Below are 22481 nucleotides of genomic sequence, written 5' to 3' on the forward strand. Positions count from 1 at the left end.
CCTGGAAAACTCCTGCAAACCGAGTGCAATCCCAACCGTTTAACTCATGAGTCCAACTGCTCTTAATTTAGCGGCGATCGGCGTCTTCACGATGACCTTTTCCGCCTTACTTTCTCCCGTTTTTAATATCTCTCCCCTGCTTCCGGCTGCCGCTACATTTACCGTTCTCGGACTGTTTACTTTCGACAGTTTCAGCCTCGAAGGACAAGGCGGAACCCTCATTATCGATTGGTTCGCGCGCCTCTCTCCAGAACATCGATCGCGCGTCGTCCGCCACGAAGCCGGACATTTTCTCGTCGCCACCTTACTCGATATTCCCGTCACCGGATATGCACTCAACGCTTGGCAGGCATTTCGACAAGGACAACGAGCCCAGGGAGGGGTTCGTTTTGAAGATCGGCAATTAGCTGAAGCTTTAGAAACGGGTAAAATTTCCGCCCAATTATTCGATCGCTATTGCATCCTTTGGATGGCGGGAATCGCTGCTGAAAGTCTGACGGGCGATCGTATTGAAGGCGGTAACGACGATCGCCAAAAACTGCGCGCCATCCTCGCCCAAAACCGCCGCGACCTCACCGAAGTTCAATTAAAAGAACGTTGGGCGACCTTGCAAGCCAAAACTTTAATTGAGGCTAATTGGGAGGCTTACGAACGCTTAGTTTCCGCAATGGAACGCGGCGCAACCGTTGAAGAATGTTACCAAGAAATTGCCTAACTTCAGTTGTTATATAGCCATCCTAAGCTGTCGATCTTTTAAAATGCATAGTTACGAGGCGGGCATCCTGCCCGTACTCACACAAAGTACCAAAAACTATTATGCCCTGTAGGGGTTTGGTGACCAAACCCCTACTAGATTTTTTGATATTTTCTTTGTAACCAGTCTCATCGGAACATCACTGGTTTGATTCATGCAGTTTAAATGTCTAACAGCTTATTTGAGTTGTGACCTTTATCGATCGCGAGAATCCCTTGATTCCCCTCTAATCTTGCGGAATTTCCCGGGGTGTCGTTGAGTCGTTTTCTGTTTCCCCGTCAGATTCTACATTGTCCTCCTCTTGAGAAGATTCTGTTGATTCTTCCCCTTCTTCTTGCGCTTCCTCCTCTTGTTCCAGGGTAATATCTAAATCCTCTAACTCTTCCTCGTCGAGTTCGTCTTTCATCAACTCGGCGACACGCTGCCGAATTTCTTGATGTCGTTCCACCCCTTCATACGCAAAACGATTATAACCACCATTTTCGATTAAACTTTCTAGATAATCGATCCGATCTTGGGTTAACGGGTGAGAAGACATAAATCGTAAAAATGAACTTCCCTCGCCATATTGTTCGCGCAATTCTACCATCAAATTTCGCAGTCCGTCCGCCGCATAACCTGCCGAAGTCAGCAACCGCGTTCCTAAAACATCCGCTTGAACTTCCATGTCGCGGCTGTAGTCCAATACTAATAAATTGGCAACGGTTCCGCCAAAAGGCAAATGACGGAACATATTACTTAACAGGTTACCGTGAGTCACCATTTGGAAGCCGTGGGATAAGACGGCGTGGGCGAGTTCGTGGGTCAACAATCCGGCGAGTTCAGCTTCGGAATCGGTGTGTAAAATGGCTCCGGCATTTACAAACACTTTGCCGCCGGGAAGGGCAAAGGCATTGAGATTTTTATCTTTAATGACGTAAAACTCGTATTCAAAATCATCGCGACCGCTTAGTTTTGCGAGTTTTTGTCCCAAATCTTCGATATAGTTAACAACTTGCTCGTCTTCGATCAATTCGAGATTTTCTTTGGCTTGGTTGGCGATACTATTGCCGATCGCCGATTCTCCCCGGGCAAGTAAAATTAAGGTTTCTACGGCGGAAAGTGCGCCTAATGGATTGCCTGTCAAAACGACGCTAAACGCCCCGGTCAAGACGTTACCGATCGCATTTCCGGCGAGTTGTTTGCGAACGTGAGAACGGAATTTATCAAAGTTCTCGTCGGCTAAGCGGGTGAATTCTTCGGCGTCGGGATGGTCGGGATTGAGGAGGGCAAATTGGCGCGCGGCGATCGAAGCTTCCAGCCATTGTTCGGTATTGCCTAAAACTTCTATTTTTGCCCGCAACAATTCGGGATTGTTCGGATAAAATGTGGTCGCCCGTTCTAAAACTTCGACGGCTTTTTCCGGTTGTTCGTAATGGGTATAAGCTTCGGCTAACAGTAAATGTCCGGGAATAAATTCGGGGTCTTCTTCGACTAAAAATTCTAGGGGAACGAAAATGCGCGTTTCGAGTTTTTGTTCCCATCCCGCTTGTGCTTCGCGCCAGTAAACACCCCCTTTTGGCGATAATTGGGTCGGGTCGGCGGTCGCGTCTGGCAAGCTGGCGATGCCTTGGGCATTTCCTTCGCCAGAAAAGGGCGGTTTGACTTGTTGGTATAAGGCTTCGGCCCCGGCAATGTCTCCGGCTTGGTAGAGGCGATCGCCCTCGGCGAGGATCTCCAATCGTTCGCGTCTGGCGGCTTTCTCGGCTTCTTTTTCGGCATCTTCTGCCGATTCTTCCGTTTCTTCTGCCGATTCTTCCGTTTCTTCTGTGGTTTCGGCTTCGTTTTTTGGTGGGGGTTCGACTTCGGTGGTTTCTTCACTGGAAGTCGTCGGTTCGATGGGTCGGGTTTCTTCCCCGTCTCTCTGGGTTAAAATTGGCTTGGAACGGGTGGGGACTTCCGCAATGCTGGGGGAAGCGATCGCCATCAGTAGCGTAAGCAGCGCGATCGATATATTCCAAGGTTTCATAGCTTTAACCTAAAGTTTTAGATTTTATTATAGATTTTCATCTGCTTCCTACGGTTTCAGGCAGGACGAGCTTATAGTTTAAATTCTAGGTTGCGAACGGGCGATCGGCAATTGAGGAATTTTAGATTTTAGATTTTAGATTTTAAGATGAATGTGGCACTTCTCTACGACCGATCGATTGAATTCACTACGAAAACAATCAATAAAAATCAATAACAATCAATATTCAAATTAATTTTATTTATATAGCGATTCTCAATTTTACGAGGTAAAAATTGGGGGGATAGATTCCCGCTTACACGGGGATGACAGGTTGAGGACTCTCCCTCATGCTGGTGAGAAATGCTATAAAAGCCAGTCCCTTGTCAAAAATACCCAATAACTGGCCAAAAGAAATGTTGACAAGAGCAATTTGGGCAACATCGCTCTTGTCAACATTTATAGCCATTCTCCATTGACTCGCCAATCTTCTCGTATTGTTGGATTGGATGTTTTTCACTCTTCGGCAATTCTGGCGATCGCCCTGCTGTTTAGGTCACGTACGAGATCGCATCCGGTTTTTGAATGCCCCTCATGGCTTTTTTTTGCCGTTGTTTCTTATGCTGGAAACCATCAAAATCGAGGGCGTTGGTTCGCCCTCGGTACGCGATCGCGATTATTCTTCCCAAGCGTCTACCGCGAGTAATTCCTGAATCGGGTCTTGGGTGGAAAATTCAAATTCTTCTAACTCTTTTTTCCAATAACCCCATTCATCCCCATACAGAAGCGCTATTTTCCAGATGCTGTCCGTCGGCTTGAGGACTTTTGATTCCACTAGCGATCGCACTTGGCGCTGGAATTTCACCATTGGGTGAAGAACCTGCTGGGTCATAATACCTCTTTAATTTTGCAAAGACTTAGTTGTCAACAACTTTCCGAAACGGTAAATCCTAATTTTGCACGAGCCTGCCCTTCCTCTTTGCGGAGTAAATTACCGCCGAGTCTAGGCGAGCTGGGACTAGGTCCGGGGGTACAAAAGTCAGTGGGCATACGGTTGGAAGCAACACGCCGCCTCGATCGATCGTCTGCACTAGAGACATACTAGGAAGGACGTCTAGGCTTGTTTGACTCATCTCCCCGTAAGTTGGGTTTGCGCTAGATGTCGATTCAACCCTTGGATGACACTCGTCTGGGAAATACCTTAAGGATGTGAAGTTCAGCTTTTTTCGGCTCGCGCCGACCGAGTTCGAGAGAGGATTCGCACTGACCTCGGCAGTTGCAAGGTTAGCCTCATGAAGAGCCGACGCTCATCATGCATTTGGAAGTTAGCACTTGAGAGGCTACCTCAACCATTGCAATTCGGTCGAAAAGCTCCCTATCAACTAATATCTTAACACAGTCACTTTTGGCAAGTCGATTTTTTTTCAACATTGGCTGTCAGAACTAGAACGGCAGAGCTTGACGACCGATTTGATGCGGTGCATTCGCCATCATCCGTCCGCAGTGTCGAAGCTTCACGAGAGTCAAAATCTGCTGGGGAGCGTGCGATCGCCGTAAAGGTCACGCAACTTTGGTTAAAGATGACTCCACTAGCAAAAAAGAGATTAGCGCATCGTCAGGAGCCGAGTCAATATTTGGGGGGAGTTTTTTCGGGGAGGGAGAGGAGGAGTAGGCAGTAGGGAGTCGGAATCCGGTGAACTCCAAACGCTAAAATCTAAAACCCTACCCGTCGCAAATCTAGGGTATTGGGATATTCTTGACTCCGTTCTAGGGGAGGGATCTCCAAAATACCGGGGCTGTGCCCGTGAGGGATAAAGCGGGCGAGTTGGCGCGATTGGGCTTCGCGGGAGTTGACGGGTAAGACGGTCCATTCCATCCCATTAGGATTGTCGGCGTACAGTTGACAGCCACCGATCGCCCGTCCGACCCAGGTATCGACTAAATCGAAGGTCAAAGGAACGTGGGGGGCGATCGCCGGATGCAAGACTTGGGAAATTTTGCGAGCCCGGTAGCGAACCCCCGCGACGAACTCCCCTTGTACCCCCGTCGGTTGTAACGGAACGGGATAGCCGTTGCAGGTGACCCAGTGGCGACCGGGAACGGCTTGAGACAGTTTCACTTGGACTCGTTCCATCGAAGAATCGACATAGCGGGCGGTTCCTCGGGCGGTGGCGTCTTCGGCGAGAACGTGCCACGGTTCGATCGCCGATCTCAATTCCAAGCGCACCCCTTCGCCGACGATTTCGCCGTAGTGGGGAAAGCGAAACTCTAAAAACGGCGAAAACCAGGCTAAATCGAAGGCATAACCCGCCGTTTTCAACTCCATCAGGATGTCGGCGAGGTCGCGTTCGAGATAGTAGGGTAAAACAAATTTATCGTGCAAGGCGGTTCCCCAGCGCACGAAAGGACGCTGGTAGGGTTGCTGCCAAAAGCGGGCGACGAGGGCGCGCACCAACAATGCCAACACCAGGGACATATCGGGATGGGGGGGCATTTCAAAGGCGCGCAGTTCCAGGAGTCCCCATTGGTTGTTGGGGGCGTTGACGGGATAGAGTTTGTCGATGCAAAATTCGCAACGGTGGCGATTTCCGGTGACATCCACGAGCCAGTTGGACAGGAGTGCATCGAGTACCGGGGGCGGGATCTCCGGTCGGGCTTGGATTTGGGCGATCGCAATTTCTAATTCGTACAAGCTATCGTGACGGGCTTCGTCGATGCGGGGCGCTTGACTGGTCGGCCCGACAAACAATGAGGAAAATAAATAAGACAGACTGGGATGGTGTTGCCAGTAAGCGATGAAGCTGGCGAGTAAGTCCGGGCGCCGTAACAGAGGGCTGTCGGCGACGGTCAAGCCGCCGAGGGTGAGGTGCGAACCGCCTCCGGTGCCGATCCGGCGCCCGTCGAGCATGAATTTTTCGGTTCCCAAGCGGCAGAGACGGGCTTCTTCGTAGAGGATCCGGGTATGGCGCACGAGGTCGTCCCAATGGTTGGCGGGATGTAAGTTGACTTCGAGGACGCCGGGATCCGGGGTGATTTGAAAGCCGACCAGGCGGCGATCGCGCGGTGGTGGATAGCCTTCGAGACGCACGGCGATCGCGGTTTGGCTGGCGGTCTGTTCGATCGCGGCGATTAAATCGATGTAGTTGTCGAGGCTTTGGATCGGCGGGATGAAGACCCAGAGGATCCCGTCGCGCAGTTCGACGCACAAGGCGACGTTAATGGTGTGGGGTTCGGCCCGGCGGGGCGGGGGTAGGGCTTCGCCGCGTTCGCCGTCGGCTTCTCGGATCGAGCGCTCGGCTTCGACCCAGGCGATCGCGTTGAGGGGCAAGCGATATCCGGCAGGGGAATCGCCGGGAACTAAATATAAAGAGGGATGGGGCAGTTGCCATTCACAGGTGACCCAGCCTTGCGAACTGCGCACGAGCGGTAGCACGTAAGCGCTCGGTTCTTGGGGAAGGGCAGGATCGCACGCGGCGATCGCGCAATCGCGATCGACCCCGAGGGTATCGGCTAGGGCGAGCATCAAGCGGCGGGCGTCGGCGATCGTGGCGGGGCGATCGTTGTCGAGTTCGGCAAACAGGCTGCGATCGTGCCACAAGGGCAGCTCGTCGGCCCGCCAGTAACAGCCGAGCGCCCAGCGCGGTAGGCTTTCGCCGGGATACCACTTGCCTTGTCCGTAGTGCAGCAGACCCCCGGGGGCGAAGCGATCGCGCAGCCGTTTTAAGAGGATTTCCCCCAACCGCCGTTTGTCTCGACCCATTGCCCCGGTACGCCATTCGAGGGAAGTATAATCGTCGATCGATACGAAGGTCGGCTCGCCGCCCATCGTCAGGCGCACGTCGGCGTCTTGCAAGGCGCGTTCGACGGTTTGCCCGAGGCGATCGATCTCCTGCCATTGCTCGTCCGTGTAGGGTTTGGTCACCCGCGATCGCTCTTCAAAGCGGGAAACGGCGATCGTGAAGTGCAGTTGGCTCTCACACTGCTCGATCGATCCGGAGATCGGAGCCGCACTCATTGGGTGAGCGCTACAGAATAAGGGAATGTGTCCTTCGGCGGCTAACATCCCCGAGGTCGGATCCAGACCGACCCATCCCGCCCCAGGAAGGTAAACTTCCGTCCAGGCGTGCAGATCTGCCGTATCTTCTGCGGGTCCCGCCGGACCGTCGAGGGGGGGTTCGTCCGCCGCCAACTGGATTAAATAACCGGACACAAAACGCGCCGCCAAGCCCAAATGGCGCAAAATCTGTACGAATAACCACGCCGTATCCCGACAGGAACCGATCCGGCGATCGAGGGTTTCTTCGCAGGTTTGAATTCCTTCTGCGAGTCGGATTTCGTATTTAATATCTTGCGATAATTGGGTATTGAGTGCGGTTAAAAAGTTCGTGGTAAAAGTCGAACCGCAATCTAAGTTTTTTAAATAAGAATCTAGTAAGGGACTGGCTTCGCTAATTTCCAAGAAGGGCGCTAAATCTTTGGCGAGGCGATCGCCGTACTTGAAAGGATAATTAACTGCATAATGTTCTAACAAGAAATCGAACGGATTAATCGGTTGCAGTTCGACAATTAGATCGACTTCAAACTTTAATTTATCGGTAGGATGAGGAAAGTTTAATTTTGCAAAGTAGTTTCCGTAAGGATCTTGTCGCCAGGTTAGTAAGTAATCTTCTGGAATGACTTTAAAGCTGTAACTGCAAACCGGAGTGCGACAGTGCGGAGAGGGTCGCAAGCGAACCACATGGGGACCGACGGTCACCGGGCGATCGAACTGGTAGATTTTCTGATGGTTTAAGGCGACTTTTATGGACATGTAAGTTTAGATTTTAGATTTTAGATTTTATTAGATTTTAAATGATCTATTTACTAACATTCTAGGGTAAGCCAAATTTAGCATTCCGTGGCAATTGTAGGTTACAGCTAGGGTGACTCGCAACGACAAAAAAATTAACTGATACTCGATTTATTCACGCTCTATTTACACGAAAAAACGATCGCGTAAGGGCTGCTTTCTGGAATAAACGGGGAGCGATCGTAATTTCCATAAATCGTTTCGATCGAGAAACCTATCGATTTTAAGAGAGCTTGGAAACTCTCTAATTCTATCAGAGAAAATCGAATGGAAACGCGATGTTCTGCGATGAGGCGATCGCCTGAATCTAATTCATAAATCGTTTGAAACCCACTAACGATTCCCGTATCGGCTTCATATTCTAAGGTGACAGATACACGCACCGAACCCGACCCATCTAGGCGAGGAAAAGGTCCGTACTCCGTCGTACCGCGCGCGATCGCTTCAAGGCGAGTTTTGGGATTGTGCAGGGTACAAATAAACTGTCCGTCGGGATTGAGACAATCGTAAATTCCGGCGAGAGTTCGTTCTCGTTCGGCGGCGGTATGGAGTTCGTGAAAGCTTTGGAACGGTAGTAAAACTAAATCGAATTTCGAGTCGAATTGGAGATCGGCAATATCGGCCAAAACAATCGCGGGATCGAGGGATTTTTCTGCTATTTTTTGGCGAAAAATCTCTAACATGGCCGGGGAAGCATCTACGCAAGTCAAGGAGACCCCAGCTTCCAACAAAGGAATCGAAATTCGTCCAGTTCCGCAGGTCAATTCCAAGACCGAACCGTTCGTTTTTTGACATTCTTCGAGAAAGAAAGGTAAATCGTTCTCGAACTGTAAATAAGAGTCGTAAAGATGGGCAATTTTTTCGTAATCGAGAGCAGAAGACATGACGCGATCGCTCAACCCCGTATCCTAAACTTGTCCTCAATTGATAGAATACTTCATTCTAACTTTACCTGAGTTGAGGCGATCGCCTCTCCTTCCATTCCCCTAGGTTAACAATAATCGTCCTCGGGATTCTCTAATTTAAGTGATGACCGCAATTAGCACAAAAGCGATCGTCCGGTTTCACCGCCGCCCCACATTGAGAACAGAAATGACGCCCGGATTGCTGCGATCGATCCGAGGAAGAATCGCCCATTTTCATTTCCATATTTCCCATTTTCATTTGCATGGGATTGGTCTGCATTTCCATATCCCCCATTTTCATCGGCTTCATGGGTTCCATCGGCTTCATGGGTTCCATCGGCTTCATGGGTTCCATCGGTTGCATCGGCTGCATCGGCTGACTGGAAGACCCAGAAAAAGAAGCACTCGACGCTTGTTGAACTTGAAGGCTTTGAGCATTATTTAAAGACGGTTGAGCGCTCATCATGCTCATCGCGCCACCGCTTTGAAGCTGCACGAAATATTGACCCCTTTCGCTGTCAATCTGGATGACAAAACCATTGGGAGTTCGGTACAGGGAAGGGGGGGCAGTCCACGATCCGGTAGAAAAGCCGTTACTCGCTTGCTGCTGTTGTCCTGCACTGCTGCTGACGAGGGTGACAACGGTTTGTACTCCCTGATTTTCGAGATAAACTTGTTGTCCGGTTCCTAGGTTGCAGGTATAAGCCACGATCTTGACCTCACGTAAATCTCCTGGAGGGTTGGACGCCCTGTCTCTTGAGAGCCGGGAGAACAACCGACTCAAGCGGCATCAGAGCGCCGAGTTCCATCGGATGAGTATAGAGGGGTAGGGTTGCCCCTCCGATGGAGAGGGCGATCTCCAAAACTCCCTTTCGGGCTAATGTTGGCCTCGCCTATGTTATCGATCGGTACTTTCCGAGTCGCACGGTCTGACCCCTCGTCGGACGGTTGAACGATTCGGTTCTAGAGCTTGAAGCTGGCGGACACTTCAAGGTAGGTCTTTAACGCTTGTCAATAACAGAGTCCTCAAAGGACTTAGGCGGGTCGGCGACCTGAAGCGAGAGACATGAAGCCCCTTGTCTTCAGAGCGGGGTGCTGACGGGTAATTGATATCGGCGCGCCTTCATTGTAAAACAGGGCTGAAAACTTATTGGTTTGTTCGATACGCTTTGAGATAAATTGACATCAATTTTAGGATTTATTTGACGATCGCTACTTCATCTTGAATTGCTAACATTCCCATCATTCCCAAATCTTCGTGATCTAAAATATGGCAGTGATAAACGGTTTTCCCCACAAAATCGCGGAAGGGAATGCGGATGCGAACGCTTTGGCCGAACGGCACCAAGACCGTATCTTTCCAAGCGCGATAGGGCGGCGGCGTGCCATTGACACTCGTGATTTGAAAATGATTGGTATGGAGATGGAAAGGATGGTCCATCACTCCGGTATTGACCAATTCCCACTCTTCAACCGTATTCAGTCCCACGGTCGTATCGATGCGCTGGTGGTCGAAAGCGCGACCGTTAATTAAAAAAACCATTCCTCGACCGGGATTCATCCCGTGGTTGAGCAGAAAACGGCGGGTTTGTGTCGGTTCCGGCAAGGTTTCTACGGGAATTAAGGTCTTGGGAAGGGGGAGAACGTCGGTTTGACCGTGATAAGTGACGGTGGCTAAGGTTTCGGTCGCATTCGCCGAACCTCGCGGACCGCGCCCCATCATGCCGCCTCGCGGGCCGCGCCCCATCATGCCGCCCATCATGCCCATGCCGCCGCGATCGTAGGGTAAATTAAGTAAGCGATACTGGCCCGGTTCGCGATCGCCACGTACCAGAACCTCCGCCCGTTCTCCGGGAGAAAGCAGCAGTTCGCGCAATTCCACGGGTTCGGGAATAGCACCGCCATCGGTAGCGATTAAATAAAAGGGATGCTCTTCTAAAGAGAGACGGTAAAAGCGAGAACTCGACGCATTGAGCAGGCGCAACCGCAACAATCCCCCGGCAGGGAGGTTAAAAGTGGGCTGAATTTCGCCATTGACCGTGACGACGGCGCCCTCGCGACCTCTCATTTGCGCCATATGAGCGCCCATCATGCCCGTCCTCGCGCGACTGCCGATCCTGCCCGCGTCGGGATCGTAATCTTTGAGAAGGAGGACGTGTTCTGTTGCTGCTTTAATTTCGGGGATTTCGTCGAGTTCGCCGCGTACGATAAAGACGCCTGCCAAACCGCCAAAGACTTGATCGGCAACGTAACCGTGGTAGTGGGGATGATACCAGAACAAGCCTGCCGGATGGTTTTCAGGCAGGGTAAATTCATAGGTTAAGGTTTCTCCGGAGGGGATTTTTAAAAAGACGTTATCGGCGTTGCCCGTCGGTGGAACGTGCAAGCCGTGATAGTGCAGGTTGGTCGGTTGACCGATGCGGTTGGTGAACCGGACGCGCACGGTATCGCCAGGTTTGGCTTGTAAAACTGGGCCGGGAATGCGATCGTTATAGCCCAACAAGCGAAACTGACGACCGGAGAGGGTGGTATTTATCGAAAGGGCTTCTAAGTCTAGATCGAGCAAACCGCCCTGCGAGGAAATCACCGTGGGAGACGGTCGGGCTTGGGTCGAGTTGTTGGAAGCACAACGGCTGAGGAGGACGGCGGCGACACTCGAACCACTCAGGGTTAAGAATTGTCTGCGTTTCATGGTGTGACCTCCCCGGTTGAATTTAGGCTGCCGTTCTAGGGTAAAGTCTCCAGCTAAGTAGAAGGTCAAGGGGAAGGGGTCATATTGTCCCGATCGCCGCGATCGGGGTCGATGATACTGTGTTGTCAAACCACTGCATTCCCAAAACCGGGGGCGGCTGAAAGCCCCAAACCCCGACCGACGGCTAAGAAATGCTCGATTCCGGTGGCGTAGTCTCCGGAAAGGACGGCAGATAGAGCTTCTGAATTGCGCGCGAGATAGGCGATTTCGCTGTAATTAGCATTGGGCGATCGCCGCTCGAATTCGCCGTAAATCACAAAGTGCGAAACCGCCGAAGGGAGCCATCCCTCGGCGACGCCGGAGGCGACATCGGCATTATTCGCTAGATAGAAGGCGGTATCGAATACGGCGCTGGGATCGCGGCCTTCAAACTGGCCGTTCGCTTGGAAGTGAGCGAATCCATTAGCGAATGTACCCTCGGCCACGGCAGCCGCCACATCCGGGTTATTGGCGAGATAGAAATCTTCATCAAATAAATCCGCCAAATCCAACCCGGTCAAGGGATCGACCTGACGGGAAACGGCGGCGAGGGTACCACCTTCGTCAATTTCGATCAGTCCTTCGTCGGTTCCGGGGGTGACGATGCGATCGAGGAAAATGTCGGTTTCGGGGACGCCTTCTTCGGGATTGATATAGGTGACGAAATCGAGTCCGGTGTCGACATTATACTCGATGCCGAGATCGAAGCCGTCGGGTCGGTCGAAGTTGCCTTCTTGGAGAATGCGCCCGGTGGTGGTATCGAAATTAAAATTCAATTCCGAACTGGGGGGTTGAGGGAAATCGTAGTCGAAACCGCGCAGCAGTTGCCCGTCGGGGTCGTATAGAGACAGTTGCAAGTCACTGAGGTCGTCGGCGGTGACGATTCCCTCACGACCCTCGGGATAGCTAAATTGTCCGATCGCCAAATACCCCTCATTCCCCCGCCAGAAGAGATCGTAGGTTTTTTGGGCGAGGGAGGCAATCAGGGTACCGCCTTCGTCGATTTCGATCAGTCCTTCGTCGGTTCCGGGGGTGACGATGCGCTCGAGGAAAATGTCAGTTTCGGGGACGCCTTCTTCAGGATTGATATAGGTGATGAAATCGAGTCCGGTGTCGACGTTATACTCGATGCCGAGATCGAAGCCGTCGGGTCGGTCGAAGTTGCCTTCTTGGAGAATGCGCCCGGTGGTGGTATCGAAGTTAAAGTTAAATTCAGAATCTGGGGGTTGGGGAAATTGATAGTTAAAGCTAGAGAGAATATTGCCCTCTGGATCGCGCAGGAATAAGACAAACGCTTCGAGGTTGTCTTTGGTGGCGATCGTACCGTTAAAATTGGGCGAAACCACAAAACTACCATCGGCAGAAAAGCCCGATTCTCCCGTCCAGGCTAAAGTATATTGAGTCATAACTGCCCCTGTCTCTGATTTTCGATAAAATCGCCCTTATTATCGTCGAATTATCCGGTTTGAAACCGTGAATTTTCTAAAATAAAGCTAAAAAAGTGACGGGTTTTTAAGATCGGGTTCGGCACAATTTCCCCGGGATGGAGGGCGATCGCCCCTCGATAGGCGATCGCCCCTCAAAGCCACCATAAGTCACCCTTCGATCGCCATTATCCTCGGCGGATAGCCGCCGCCACGGGAGTTGAGGCAACGGCAAGCGTTAAGCGAGATCGTTAAGGTAAACAAAACGAGAACCTGTCAGAATCCCGCCCCCTCAGTGATGGAGTGCTGACAACTACTGAACTAATCGGCGGATTTTTCCATAGGCAATATAAGACCCTCCCTGGGGATTTTCCTTCACCTCATCAACCACATATAACATGCCTTCCTCTCGGATATTGCGCGGAAAACGGATGTTGTAGTCAGGATTATAGCCATCCGAAACCACTCTGGCTCGCACTTTTTTTCCGTCCTTAATACACTGAACGAGAACCCCATCTCCCACGGTATCTGTGGTTTCTAAATCAGCCGCCGTTCCTTGGGCTTTAGCGGTTTGTAGTTTTTTCCCTTTTTGAGCGGTTTTTTGGGTAGATGCTTTTTCTTCACCCGGTTTAACGAGGCGGCGAATGCTTCCGGAAGCGCGATAGAATGTGCCATTAGCAGATAGGGTAATTTCATCCACGACATAGGTGACATCTTGTTCGCGGATACTGCGAGGAAACTGCACGTTTAAATCCGAATTATATCCCTCAGAAATCACTCGAACTCGTAGCTTACCTCCCACCCGTTCGCATTTAACTAAAACACCACTATCGGGATTCGTGGTTACCTCTAACCCACTGGCTGCACCTGTTGTCGTACCCCGTAACTTTAAATCTTCGCGATCGCGGGTTTTGGTTTGATAGGATTGATCGCGCATTTCTTTGCGGATGGCGCGATCGAAGCGTCGATTTTCTAAACATTGGGCATAGTAGTCCAGTTGGGCTATTTCTTCCGCAATATCAAAGAATTCATCTAATGTCTTGCGTTTGAGTTCCTCAATGGTTTCCCGCAGCTTAACCACCGCTTGTTGAAAGTCTCCCTTGTCCGCCAGAGAAACAGCTTCATCTTTCAATTTTGCAATTCTTAACTGAGAGGTTTGTTCTAAGACTTGCGGATCGGGCTGGATGTCTTGGGCTTCTGCTTCTGAACCGACGGTTAAGGTAATCGAAAACCGATCGCTAATCTCTTGAATACTCCCTTCGACAATGGTTTGATAGTCATACGTCACCGTAGCAATTGTCGTCATTCCCGATAGCGATCGCGGCGACACAGTTAAGGGAACCGCTAAGGGCTTTTGTTCGACGCCATACACATCCCCCAAGACAACTTCTACCGTATTACCCCCTTGGGAAAACTGATAGTTATTGAGAATCTCACCCACTTCAACAAATTCTTCCGGTTGTAGCCTCACCCTGAGATTTTGCGCCACAACTGACACCAAACTTTCCATCTCAATCTCAAACACTTGGGAGGCGTCATCGGGAGACTGAATAAAGTAGAAATTTCCCCGGGCGGCATTTGCCATATTAATCAGTAAATCTTCGTTAAAATAATTACCAAACCCTAATGTTGTGGTAACAATATCCGCCTCGGCTTTTTCCAGGGCTGTTTTGGTCAGCACTTTCGGATCTTGAATCCCATAATTTGCCAATCCATCAGTTAAAAGTAAGACGCGATTAATCCGTTCCGGACTTTGGTTCGCTTGAACTTGACTGCATCCCAACAACCAGCCGCCACTTAAATTGGTGCAGCCCCGGGCGCGAATTTTACCAATTTTGGTTTTTATGGCGGCTTTATCAGTGACTAATTGTGGGGGAATAATCACCTCGGCGATGTCATCATAAATTACCACCGAAACAAAATCATCATCGGTGAGGCGATCGATAAGATTTTTGGCAGCTTGAATGGCATATCGTAGCGAAGCTCCCGCCATCGATCCCGAACGATCTAAGACTAAGCAAAGATTCAGGGGACGACGAGAAAAGTTCTGCCGATTCGACTTCGAGCCTTGAAAGGTAATCAGTAAGTCTACGGTTGAGGGGACATCTGCAGCAATTAACGATTGACTGAGGGTGTAGTTGGCTTTCATATTCACAGGTTGGTGTTAAGGGTTGAGATGAAATTATGTGATTTTAGTTTAACCAATGAAAAGTAAAATGTCAGCCTGAGAAGCATTCCGCTGGAACGTTTCTAGTGATGTTAATCCTTATTGTTGTCATAAACGAAATCGGGTGGTCGGTGGAATATCGGAAAGAATTTCAATGGTCATTTCTTGTTCAAATATGCAAGAATCGATATCTTCATTGTCTAAGATGAACTCTCGATGCGCCCAAGCTAACGTGCGATCGCGACGTTCAATATTCAATTTCTATCCAGCCGCCCTTTGTTTTGTTACTCAACCACCGCTAATTCATAGCTAAAGTAGGAGGTTTTTGGGGGATTTAGAAACAGTCGGTTCGGGATTTAACAAAGAATAAGATAAGACCAGAGCTTCTCGGTTCGTCGCATCTTTTCAAAAATCGTCCCGCGATCGCAGGCGGTTCGCCCGGTGCTGGGGGCAACGGTAATGGGAGAATAATAGAGGAGCGATCGTCGATCGCGACGAATCGCGCGCAAATCAAGAGAACTTCATCGATGGCTGTAGTGATTGCAGGCGAACGCAGTGGGGCGGGGAAAACGACGATCGCCCTATCGCTGCTGGCGTATTTACAACGCCAAGGATATTCCGTTCAATCGTTTAAAGTCGGGCCGGACTATATCGATCCGATGTTTCACGAGTACGTCACCGGACGTCCCTGTCGCAATTTAGACCCGGTACTGACTTCTTCCGATTACGTCCGTCGCTGTTTCGATCGCCACATCCCGGCGGTCGAATTTGCCCTAGTCGAAGGGGTGATGGGCTTATTTGACGGCGTCAATGCTCCTGACGGCGATCGCCCCGAGGGCGATTTTGCCAGTACGGCCCATATTGCCCGATTGCTCGATTTACCCGTGGTGTTGACCGTCGATTGCGCCCGTCTGTCGGGATCCGTAGCGGCGATCGCCCACGGTTACTGCCATTTTGACCCGCGCGTCAAGATCGCCGGAGTCATACTCAATCGAGTGGCGAGCGATCGTCACTGCGAACTGCTCGAAAATGCCCTAGAACCCTTGGGATTGCCGATTTTGGGCATTTTGCGCCGTCAAGACGCGATCGCCATTCCCGACCGCCATCTCGGCTTAGTTCCGACTGCCGAACTGCCCGATCTCGACGCCCTGTTCGATCGCCTCGCCCACCTTGCCGCCCGGTCGTTTAACTGGGATTTACTCTTCCCCTTATTACAAGTTGCCCGAACCCCTAGGGGCGATTGCCCTGCCCTGGCGGAGATCGCCGAGTCTGCGCGAGTGACGATCGCCGTAGCGCGCGATCGGGCCTTCAGTTTCTACTATCCGGACAATCTCGACCGCCTGCGCGACGCCGGAGCCGAATTAGTCTCCTGGAGTCCCCTCGCCGACGATCGCCTTCCCGAAGGAACGAGCGGCTTATACTTCGGTGGGGGCTTTCCAGAAATATTTGCCGAATCCCTCGCCGCCAACGACCGCCTGCGAGATACAGTTCGGGCGGCGATCGCGGCAGGAATGCCGACCTATGCCGAATGTGGCGGTTTGATGTATTTGTGCGAACATTTAGTCGATTTTGACGGGCAAAGCTGGCCCATGGTCGGGATTTTACCGACGACGGCCCAAATGGGTTCTCGCTTGAATCTCGGTTATCGCAAGGCGATCGCCCTTCAGCCGACACCGATCCTGGCAAGCGGCGAAACCGTTTGCGCCCACGAGTTTCACCGATCGCACCTCACCCGCGAACCGCACTCCCCCATCTTCCAAAAATCCCGTTACGATCGCCCCCAACCCCTCGGCGATGAAGGATGGCACGGAACCTCTCAAACCCTGCACGCCTCTTACCTGCACTTGCACTGGGGCGATCGACCGGAAATTCCCGCTCGCTTTGTGAGCCATTGCGCCCATTTTGCTCGCTCCGAGGCATTTGCCGCTCTTCAACGGCTAAAATCGTCTCAAATGAACCCGACTCGATAGCGAACCCCTCCAACCGATGACTTCGCTCACCCCTTCTCATCCTCAAACTCCGCCGATCCTCGAAAATGGCGATTTGCTCTCCCGTCGTGAATTCGAGCGACGTTACCGAGCAATGCCCTCCGTGAAAAAAGCGGAATTGATCGAAGGAATTGTTTATATGGCCTCACCTTTGAGATTTGAAGCCCATGCCGAACCTCATGCCAACATAATCGGTTGGCTTTGGAATTACAAGATGGCGACGCCGGGAGTGCGTTTGGGCGATAATCCGAGCGTGCGTCTCGATCTCGACAACGAACCCCAACCGGATGCGGTGTTACTCATCGATCGCCCCTCTGGCGGTCAAAGTTCCCTCGGTGAGGAGGGATACATCGAAGGGGCACCGGAATTAATTGTCGAAATTGCGGCGAGTACGGCTTCGATTGACTTGCGCGATAAAAAACGAGTGTATCGACGCAATCGGGTTCGGGAATATTTGGTATGGCAAGTGATGGATCGAAAATTCGATTGGTTTGCCTTGGAAGGAGAAGAGTATATTTCCCGAGTTCCCGACAGAGACGGGATCGTTCGCAGTGGGGTCTTTCCGGGCTTGTGGCTGGCGGTTCCCCAACTCCTGGCGGGAGAGATGGGAGCACTGATGGCGACGTTGCAAGCGGGATTGGCCAGTCCGGCGCATCGAGCCTTCGTGCAGCAGTTAGAACGAGAGGGAGAAGGCAGATAACGATCGCCTGTCACGGTTTTCTATTTCTCGCTTCGATCTGCGAACACCTACTCATTTAGATCCCTACATCTTCTCAAATCAACCTTGAAATATAAAGAAAACATCCCTCAAAAGATTTATATTTATCGATCGACGGGAATCGGCATCAATGGCGATCGCCCGCCCGGATCGTGACAGAGGAAGGAAGAAAGGGTTAAAGTTATTTTTGTCGGGTAGGATGGCCGCAATGGGGTGGCAATGGCCGAAAAATTGAGAGGGGTCTCGGCGCGATCGCCCGGTTAAGGTTTGATGAAATAGAAAAAAACGATCCGGACTGAGACTTGAGAAACCCCATATTTGAATTTTCAATAATTGTTGTCTTTAACCAGGGAATCGAGACCTAAAATAGAGTGAATTGCTGGGTGCAGATGCATAAAATTGGAGCGAACCAATCTACCAATTGAATTTGCCAACCCGATCCAACTCATTTGCTTGAGTGTACTAAATTAAGATGTTTCCAACTCAACAGTTTTTGGCGACCTTTCTAGTTCGGCGGCGGCAAAGCCCAACCGAAACCGGGGATCGATCCTTAAACCGGATCGGTTTGAACTTAGAAAACGGGCGCCATCCTTTACGTAAGCCGTCCTCTCTTTTCTCACTCCTCATCATGTTGGTAGCATCGGGAACCTCGGTGGAGCGGGCGATCGCCCAAAACGTACCGACGGACATTCCCAATCCCCTACCCCCCTCCGAACCCTTACCGGAACAACCGCCACTGTTACCGCCGCCGGAAGAACTGTTGCGACCGCCCAGCCTATCCCCCTCCGATCCGGACGCGGCGCCGGATGCGACGGGAGAGATTCCCACGACGATCGAAGTCGATGGCTTCGAGGTAGTCGGTAGCACGATTTTCAGCGACGAAGAATTAGAAGATCTGCTTTCCAGCTTTATCAATCGCCCCTTATCGTTTGCGGAACTGTTGCAAGCGCGTTCGGCAGTCACCGAATATTACAACGAGCGGGGTTACATCACCACTGGGGCCTTAATTCCGCCCCAAACCTTGGAAAACGGGATCGTCAAAATCCAAGTGGTCGAAGGCGGACTCGAAGAGATCCAAGTGAGTGGAACCAATCGTCTCAGTCCCAACTACATCCGTTCTCGTTTGCAACGGGCCGCTCAAAAACCCGTCAACATCGAAGAACTCCTCGAAGCCTTGCAACTGCTGCAACTCAACCCCCTGATCGAAAATTTATCGGCGGAACTGTCCGCCGGGACGCGCACCGGGGAAAACCTGCTCGAAGTGCAGATCGAAGAAGCGCGCGCCTTCGGGGCCGAGTTCAAAATCGATAACGGGCGATCGCCGAGTGTCGGCACCTTCCGGCAAGAAATTAACCTCAATCACGGTAACTTATTCGGGTTTGGCGATGCCTTTGGAGCCGCTTACGCGCGCACGGAAGGCAGCGACCAGTGGGATTTCGACTATACCTTCCCGATTAACTCGCGCAATGGCACCCTCAACTTTTCCCACAGTCGCACGTCGAGCGAAATTATCGAGCCGCCATTCGATCGCGTCGATATCGAAGCCAAATCGCGCACCAGCGAAGTCACCTTGCGCCAACCGTTTTTAGAAACCCCGACCCGAGAATTTGCCCTCGGCTTGACCGCCGCCCGGCGATCGAGTCAAACCTCCCTCCTCGGCGTCGATTTTCCCCTCTCTCCCGGGGCCGACGACGACGGCGAAACGCGGATTTCGGCGTTACGGTTTTTCCAAGAATGGACCGAACGCAGTTCCCGCCAAGTGTTGGCGGCGCGATCGCAGTTCAGTCTCGGCGTCGGTTGGTTTGACGCCACGGTCAACAGTTCCGAACCGGACAGCCGCTTTTTGACGTGGCGCGGACAGGTACAGTGGCTGCGGGTACTCGGCGGACAAACGGGGGATCCGCGCGGAGCCGCGACCATGTTGCTGCGCGGTGACGTGCAACTGAGTCCGGAAGCCCTCGTGCCCCTGGAACAATTCGGCTTAGGCGGCTTTGAAAGCGTGCGCGGCTACCGTCAAGATGCCTTGCTCGCCGATAACGGTGCCTTTGCCTCCGCAGAAGTGCGCCTTCCGCTTTACCGCACCCGAGGGCGAGAATTTATGGTACATCTGGCGCCCTTTGTCGATGTCGGCACGGCGTGGAATTCCGACGGTCAGGAAAACCCGGATTCCAATACGTTAGTGTCGGTAGGGATGGGATTGCAATTGCAGTTGAGCGATAAATTACGCGCTCGTGTGGATTGGGGGGTTCCACTGGTCGATATCAATTCTAGAGATCGAACGTGGCAAGAAAACGGCATTTATTTTTCCGTCATTTCCAATCCTTTTTAATGCTCGGATTCCTTTGTGCGCTGGCGATCGCGGGGCCTTTGAGTCTCCGTGGGTCGGCGTCGGATCCGGCGAACCCGGGATGGATCGAACGGGGACGGCAGTTTTACGATCGCGGGCAATTTCAGCAAGCGGTGGAAGTGTGGCAAGAGGCGGCGAGATCGAATGCAGACCGTCGCGATCCGACCCCCGTCGCGATCGCCCTGAGTAATTTAGGGACGACCTGGCGCCAATTAGGGGAATGGAAGCGCGCCGAAATGGCGATCGCCCGCAGTTTGAGCCTGGTCAATTCCGGTGAAATCCCCCCGGAAGCGCGAACGCGGGTTCTGGCGCAAGCGCTCAACGCGCGCGGTCATTTGGAGTTCGACCGGGGACAACTCGAACGCGCTGCGGACACCTGGGAAGCGGCGATCGTCGCCTACCGCGAAGCGGGCGATCGTCGCGCTGCCGATCGCGTCGAAATCTCCCTGGCTCAAGCGTTGCAGGGATTGGGCTTTTATCGGCGATCGCGCGATCGCCTCGAAGCCCTCCACAATCGGCTCGGTAGCGAACCGGACCTCGCCTTGAGAAGTGAGAGTTTGCGCGCTTTGGGCAATGCTTTGCGCTTGGTCGGCGATTTGGAGCGATCGCGCCAAGTCTTGCAAAGCAGTTTGAGCCTCGCCCGACAATTGTCCGGCGCGCAGCGCCGCGATCGCATCGGCCAAATCCTGCTCGATTTGGGCAATACCGCCCGCGCCGACGAAGATGAAATCGCGGCATTGCAAGCTTACCGAGACGCCGCCGCCACCAGCGATCTCGTCGCCGTCGAAGCCGATCTCAATGCCCTCGCGATCGCCATCCGTCGGTTAGAAGGGGGCGACGCGCAAGCACAAGCGATCGTCTCCGAGACCGTCGATCGCCTTCCCGCACAGCTCGATCGCCTGTCCCCAGGACGGTCTCAGGTATACGCCCAGATTAATTTCGCCCAAAGTTTGAGCGAATTGGCCGCCTCCGAAGGGCAGTTTTCCTTGGGAGACCCTACGCGAACCCCCCCAACCCAAGAAGCCATCGCCCGCCTGTTCGCCGACGCCGTGCAAACCGCCCAACACCTGCAAGACAAACGCGCCCTTTCCCACGCTTTAGGCAGCCTCGGCCATCTTTACGAGCAAAATGGTCAAATTGCCGACGCGCGGCAGCTCACCGAGCGCGCATTGCTCTTAGCGCAGCAAATCGATGCCGCCGATATCGCCTATCGGTGGCAGTGGCAACTCGGACGCCTCGCGATCGCCGACGACCACCGGGAACGGGCGATCGTCGCCTACAGCGAAGCGGTGAAATCCCTGCAAGCCATTCGTTACGATTTGGTCACCGTCAATCGCGAAGTGCAGTTTTCCTTCCGCGATCGCGTCGAACCCGTTTACCGCGAACTCCTCGGTATCTTGCTACAAAGTGAGGGCGATCGTCAACCCACTCAAGATCGTCTGCGTCAGGCTCTCAAAGTCGTCGAAGCCCTCCAACTTGCCGAACTCGACAACTTCTTTCGCGATGCTTGTCTCGACACCCAACCCGTGGAAATCGATCGCGTAGACCCCCACGCCAGTATTTTTTATCCCCTCATTTTAGACGACCGCCTGCATACGATCGTCTCCCTTCCCGGGCAACCTTTGCGTCACTTCAGCCACGCCGTTCCTAAATCTGAAGTCGAACAAACCCTGATCCAACTGCGTCAAAGTTTAGTCAAACGTAGCTCTTTTAATTATTTACAATACGGCAATCAAGTCTATCAATGGCTGATCGAACCGATCGCCGCCGAACTTGCCGCCGCCGACGTTCAAACCCTCGTATTCGTCCCCGACGGCTTGTTCCGTAACATTCCCATGTCAACCCTCTACGACGGCGAACAGTTCCTGATCGAAAATTACGCGATCGCCCTCACTCCCGGCTTGCAAATTCTCAAACCCAATCCTTTAAAACAGTCGAACTTAAAAGCCCTCACCGCCGGAATCAGCGAAGCGCGATCGGGGTTTTCCGCCCTTCCTTACGTCAAAACCGAAATCCGGGAAATCCATCAAACCCTGCCCGGACTTCTCTTACTCAACGAAAACTTTACCCGATCTCAACTGCGAGAAAGTCTCCTCAAAACTCCATTTGAAATCGTCCATATTGCCACTCACGGCCAATTTAGTTCTCAAGCGGAAGATACATTTATTCTCGCTTGGGACGAGCGCATTAATGTCAACGAATTCGATAACTTATTGCGGGTTCGCGAACGGACTAGCAGCAGCGACGAGGCGATCGAATTACTCGTTCTCAGTGCCTGTGAAACCGCCAGTGGAGACAGTCGCGCCGCCCTCGGTTTGGCAGGAATTGCCATTAAAGCCGGGGCGCGCAGTACCCTCGCTACTTTATGGTATATCGACGATGCCGCTACCGCTCCTTTAATGGTCGAATTTTACCGCCAACTGAACCGTTCTAGCCTGACCAAAGCCGAAGCGTTACGACAAGCTCAAATTAATTTATTGAAGATTCCCGAATATCAACACCCGATTTATTGGGGGCCGTATGTTTTGGTAGGAAATTGGTTGTAAGGGAAGAAACTATAGGTGATAAAAGGCAGCAAGATAGAGATTAAAAAATCATGACAAATTGAGGT

General features: G+C 52.1%; 14 protein-coding genes. 5 read left to right on the top strand and 9 right to left on the bottom strand.

Going from position 1 to position 22481, the window contains the following annotated elements; genetic code table 11:
- Positions 1-46: 46 nt before the first annotated feature.
- Positions 47-715, top strand: a complete 669-nt coding sequence (locus JJD41_RS23015) for an ATP-dependent Zn protease (protein ID WP_168571212.1) — start codon at positions 47-49, stop codon at positions 713-715.
- 265 nt (positions 716-980) lie between these two features.
- Here JJD41_RS23015 and JJD41_RS23020 read toward each other — a convergent pair whose 3' ends face one another.
- From JJD41_RS23020 to JJD41_RS23060, 9 genes are all read right to left on the bottom strand, one after another.
- Positions 981-2762 carry a M48 family metallopeptidase gene (locus tag JJD41_RS23020; RefSeq protein WP_200669919.1) on the bottom strand — a complete coding sequence of 594 codons (1782 nt, stop codon included), beginning with the start codon at positions 2760-2762 and terminating at the stop codon, positions 981-983.
- A 655-nt stretch (positions 2763-3417) separates the two neighbouring features.
- Positions 3418-3633: a DUF4327 family protein gene (locus JJD41_RS23025; RefSeq protein ID WP_168571210.1), complete on the bottom strand. Its 216-nt coding sequence runs from the start codon at positions 3631-3633 to the stop codon at positions 3418-3420.
- 822 nt (positions 3634-4455) lie between these two features.
- Positions 4456-7551 (bottom strand): transglutaminase family protein, encoded by a 3096-nt coding sequence (locus JJD41_RS23030; RefSeq protein WP_200669921.1) that lies wholly within the window; start codon positions 7549-7551, stop codon positions 4456-4458.
- Positions 7552-7712: 161 nt separating this feature from the next.
- On the bottom strand, positions 7713-8474 hold the full coding sequence (locus JJD41_RS23035) for a class I SAM-dependent methyltransferase (RefSeq protein WP_200669923.1): 762 nt from the start codon (positions 8472-8474) through the stop codon (positions 7713-7715).
- A 133-nt stretch (positions 8475-8607) separates the two neighbouring features.
- Positions 8608-9204, bottom strand: coding sequence for a zinc ribbon domain-containing protein (locus JJD41_RS23040; RefSeq protein WP_200669925.1), 597 nt, complete (start codon positions 9202-9204; stop codon positions 8608-8610).
- Positions 9205-9693: 489 nt separating this feature from the next.
- On the bottom strand, positions 9694-11316 hold the full coding sequence (locus JJD41_RS23045) for a multicopper oxidase family protein (protein WP_234489076.1): 1623 nt from the start codon (positions 11314-11316) through the stop codon (positions 9694-9696).
- Complete coding sequence (locus JJD41_RS23050; RefSeq protein ID WP_200669927.1) at positions 11313-12632, bottom strand: hypothetical protein; 1320 nt, start codon at positions 12630-12632, stop codon at positions 11313-11315. Before JJD41_RS23050 ends, JJD41_RS23045 begins: the two co-directional genes overlap by 4 nt.
- Positions 12633-12963: 331 nt before the next feature.
- The gene (locus JJD41_RS23055) at positions 12964-14799 is read right to left on the bottom strand and encodes a vWA domain-containing protein (RefSeq protein WP_200669929.1); all 1836 of its coding nucleotides are present in this window, start codon (positions 14797-14799) and stop codon (positions 12964-12966) included.
- Between the two features lie 126 nt (positions 14800-14925).
- Complete coding sequence (locus JJD41_RS23060) at positions 14926-15075, bottom strand: hypothetical protein (protein WP_200669931.1); 150 nt, start codon at positions 15073-15075, stop codon at positions 14926-14928.
- A 269-nt stretch (positions 15076-15344) separates the two neighbouring features.
- Here JJD41_RS23060 and JJD41_RS23065 point away from each other — a divergent pair, with 269 nt between their 5' ends.
- The 4 genes from JJD41_RS23065 to JJD41_RS23080 all read left to right on the top strand — a co-directional run bounded on the left by JJD41_RS23065 (position 15345) and on the right by JJD41_RS23080 (position 22416).
- Positions 15345-16787, top strand: a complete 1443-nt coding sequence (locus JJD41_RS23065; RefSeq protein ID WP_200669933.1) for a cobyrinate a,c-diamide synthase — start codon at positions 15345-15347, stop codon at positions 16785-16787.
- A 16-nt stretch (positions 16788-16803) separates the two neighbouring features.
- Positions 16804-17505, top strand: coding sequence for a Uma2 family endonuclease (locus JJD41_RS23070; RefSeq protein ID WP_200669934.1), 702 nt, complete (start codon positions 16804-16806; stop codon positions 17503-17505).
- 490 nt (positions 17506-17995) lie between these two features.
- Entirely contained in the window at positions 17996-19852 is a 1857-nt protein-coding gene (locus tag JJD41_RS23075; protein WP_200669936.1) for a ShlB/FhaC/HecB family hemolysin secretion/activation protein, read from the top strand.
- Entirely contained in the window at positions 19804-22416 is a 2613-nt protein-coding gene (locus JJD41_RS23080; protein ID WP_200669937.1) for a CHAT domain-containing protein, read from the top strand. The genes JJD41_RS23075 and JJD41_RS23080 overlap by 49 nt, the downstream gene beginning before the upstream one ends.
- The last annotated feature ends 65 nt before the right edge of the window (positions 22417-22481 follow it).

It is taken from the genome of Oxynema mangrovii CENA135 (assembly GCF_016632315.1).
Classification (GTDB): Bacteria; Cyanobacteriota; Cyanobacteriia; order Cyanobacteriales; family Laspinemataceae; genus Oxynema; species Oxynema aestuarii.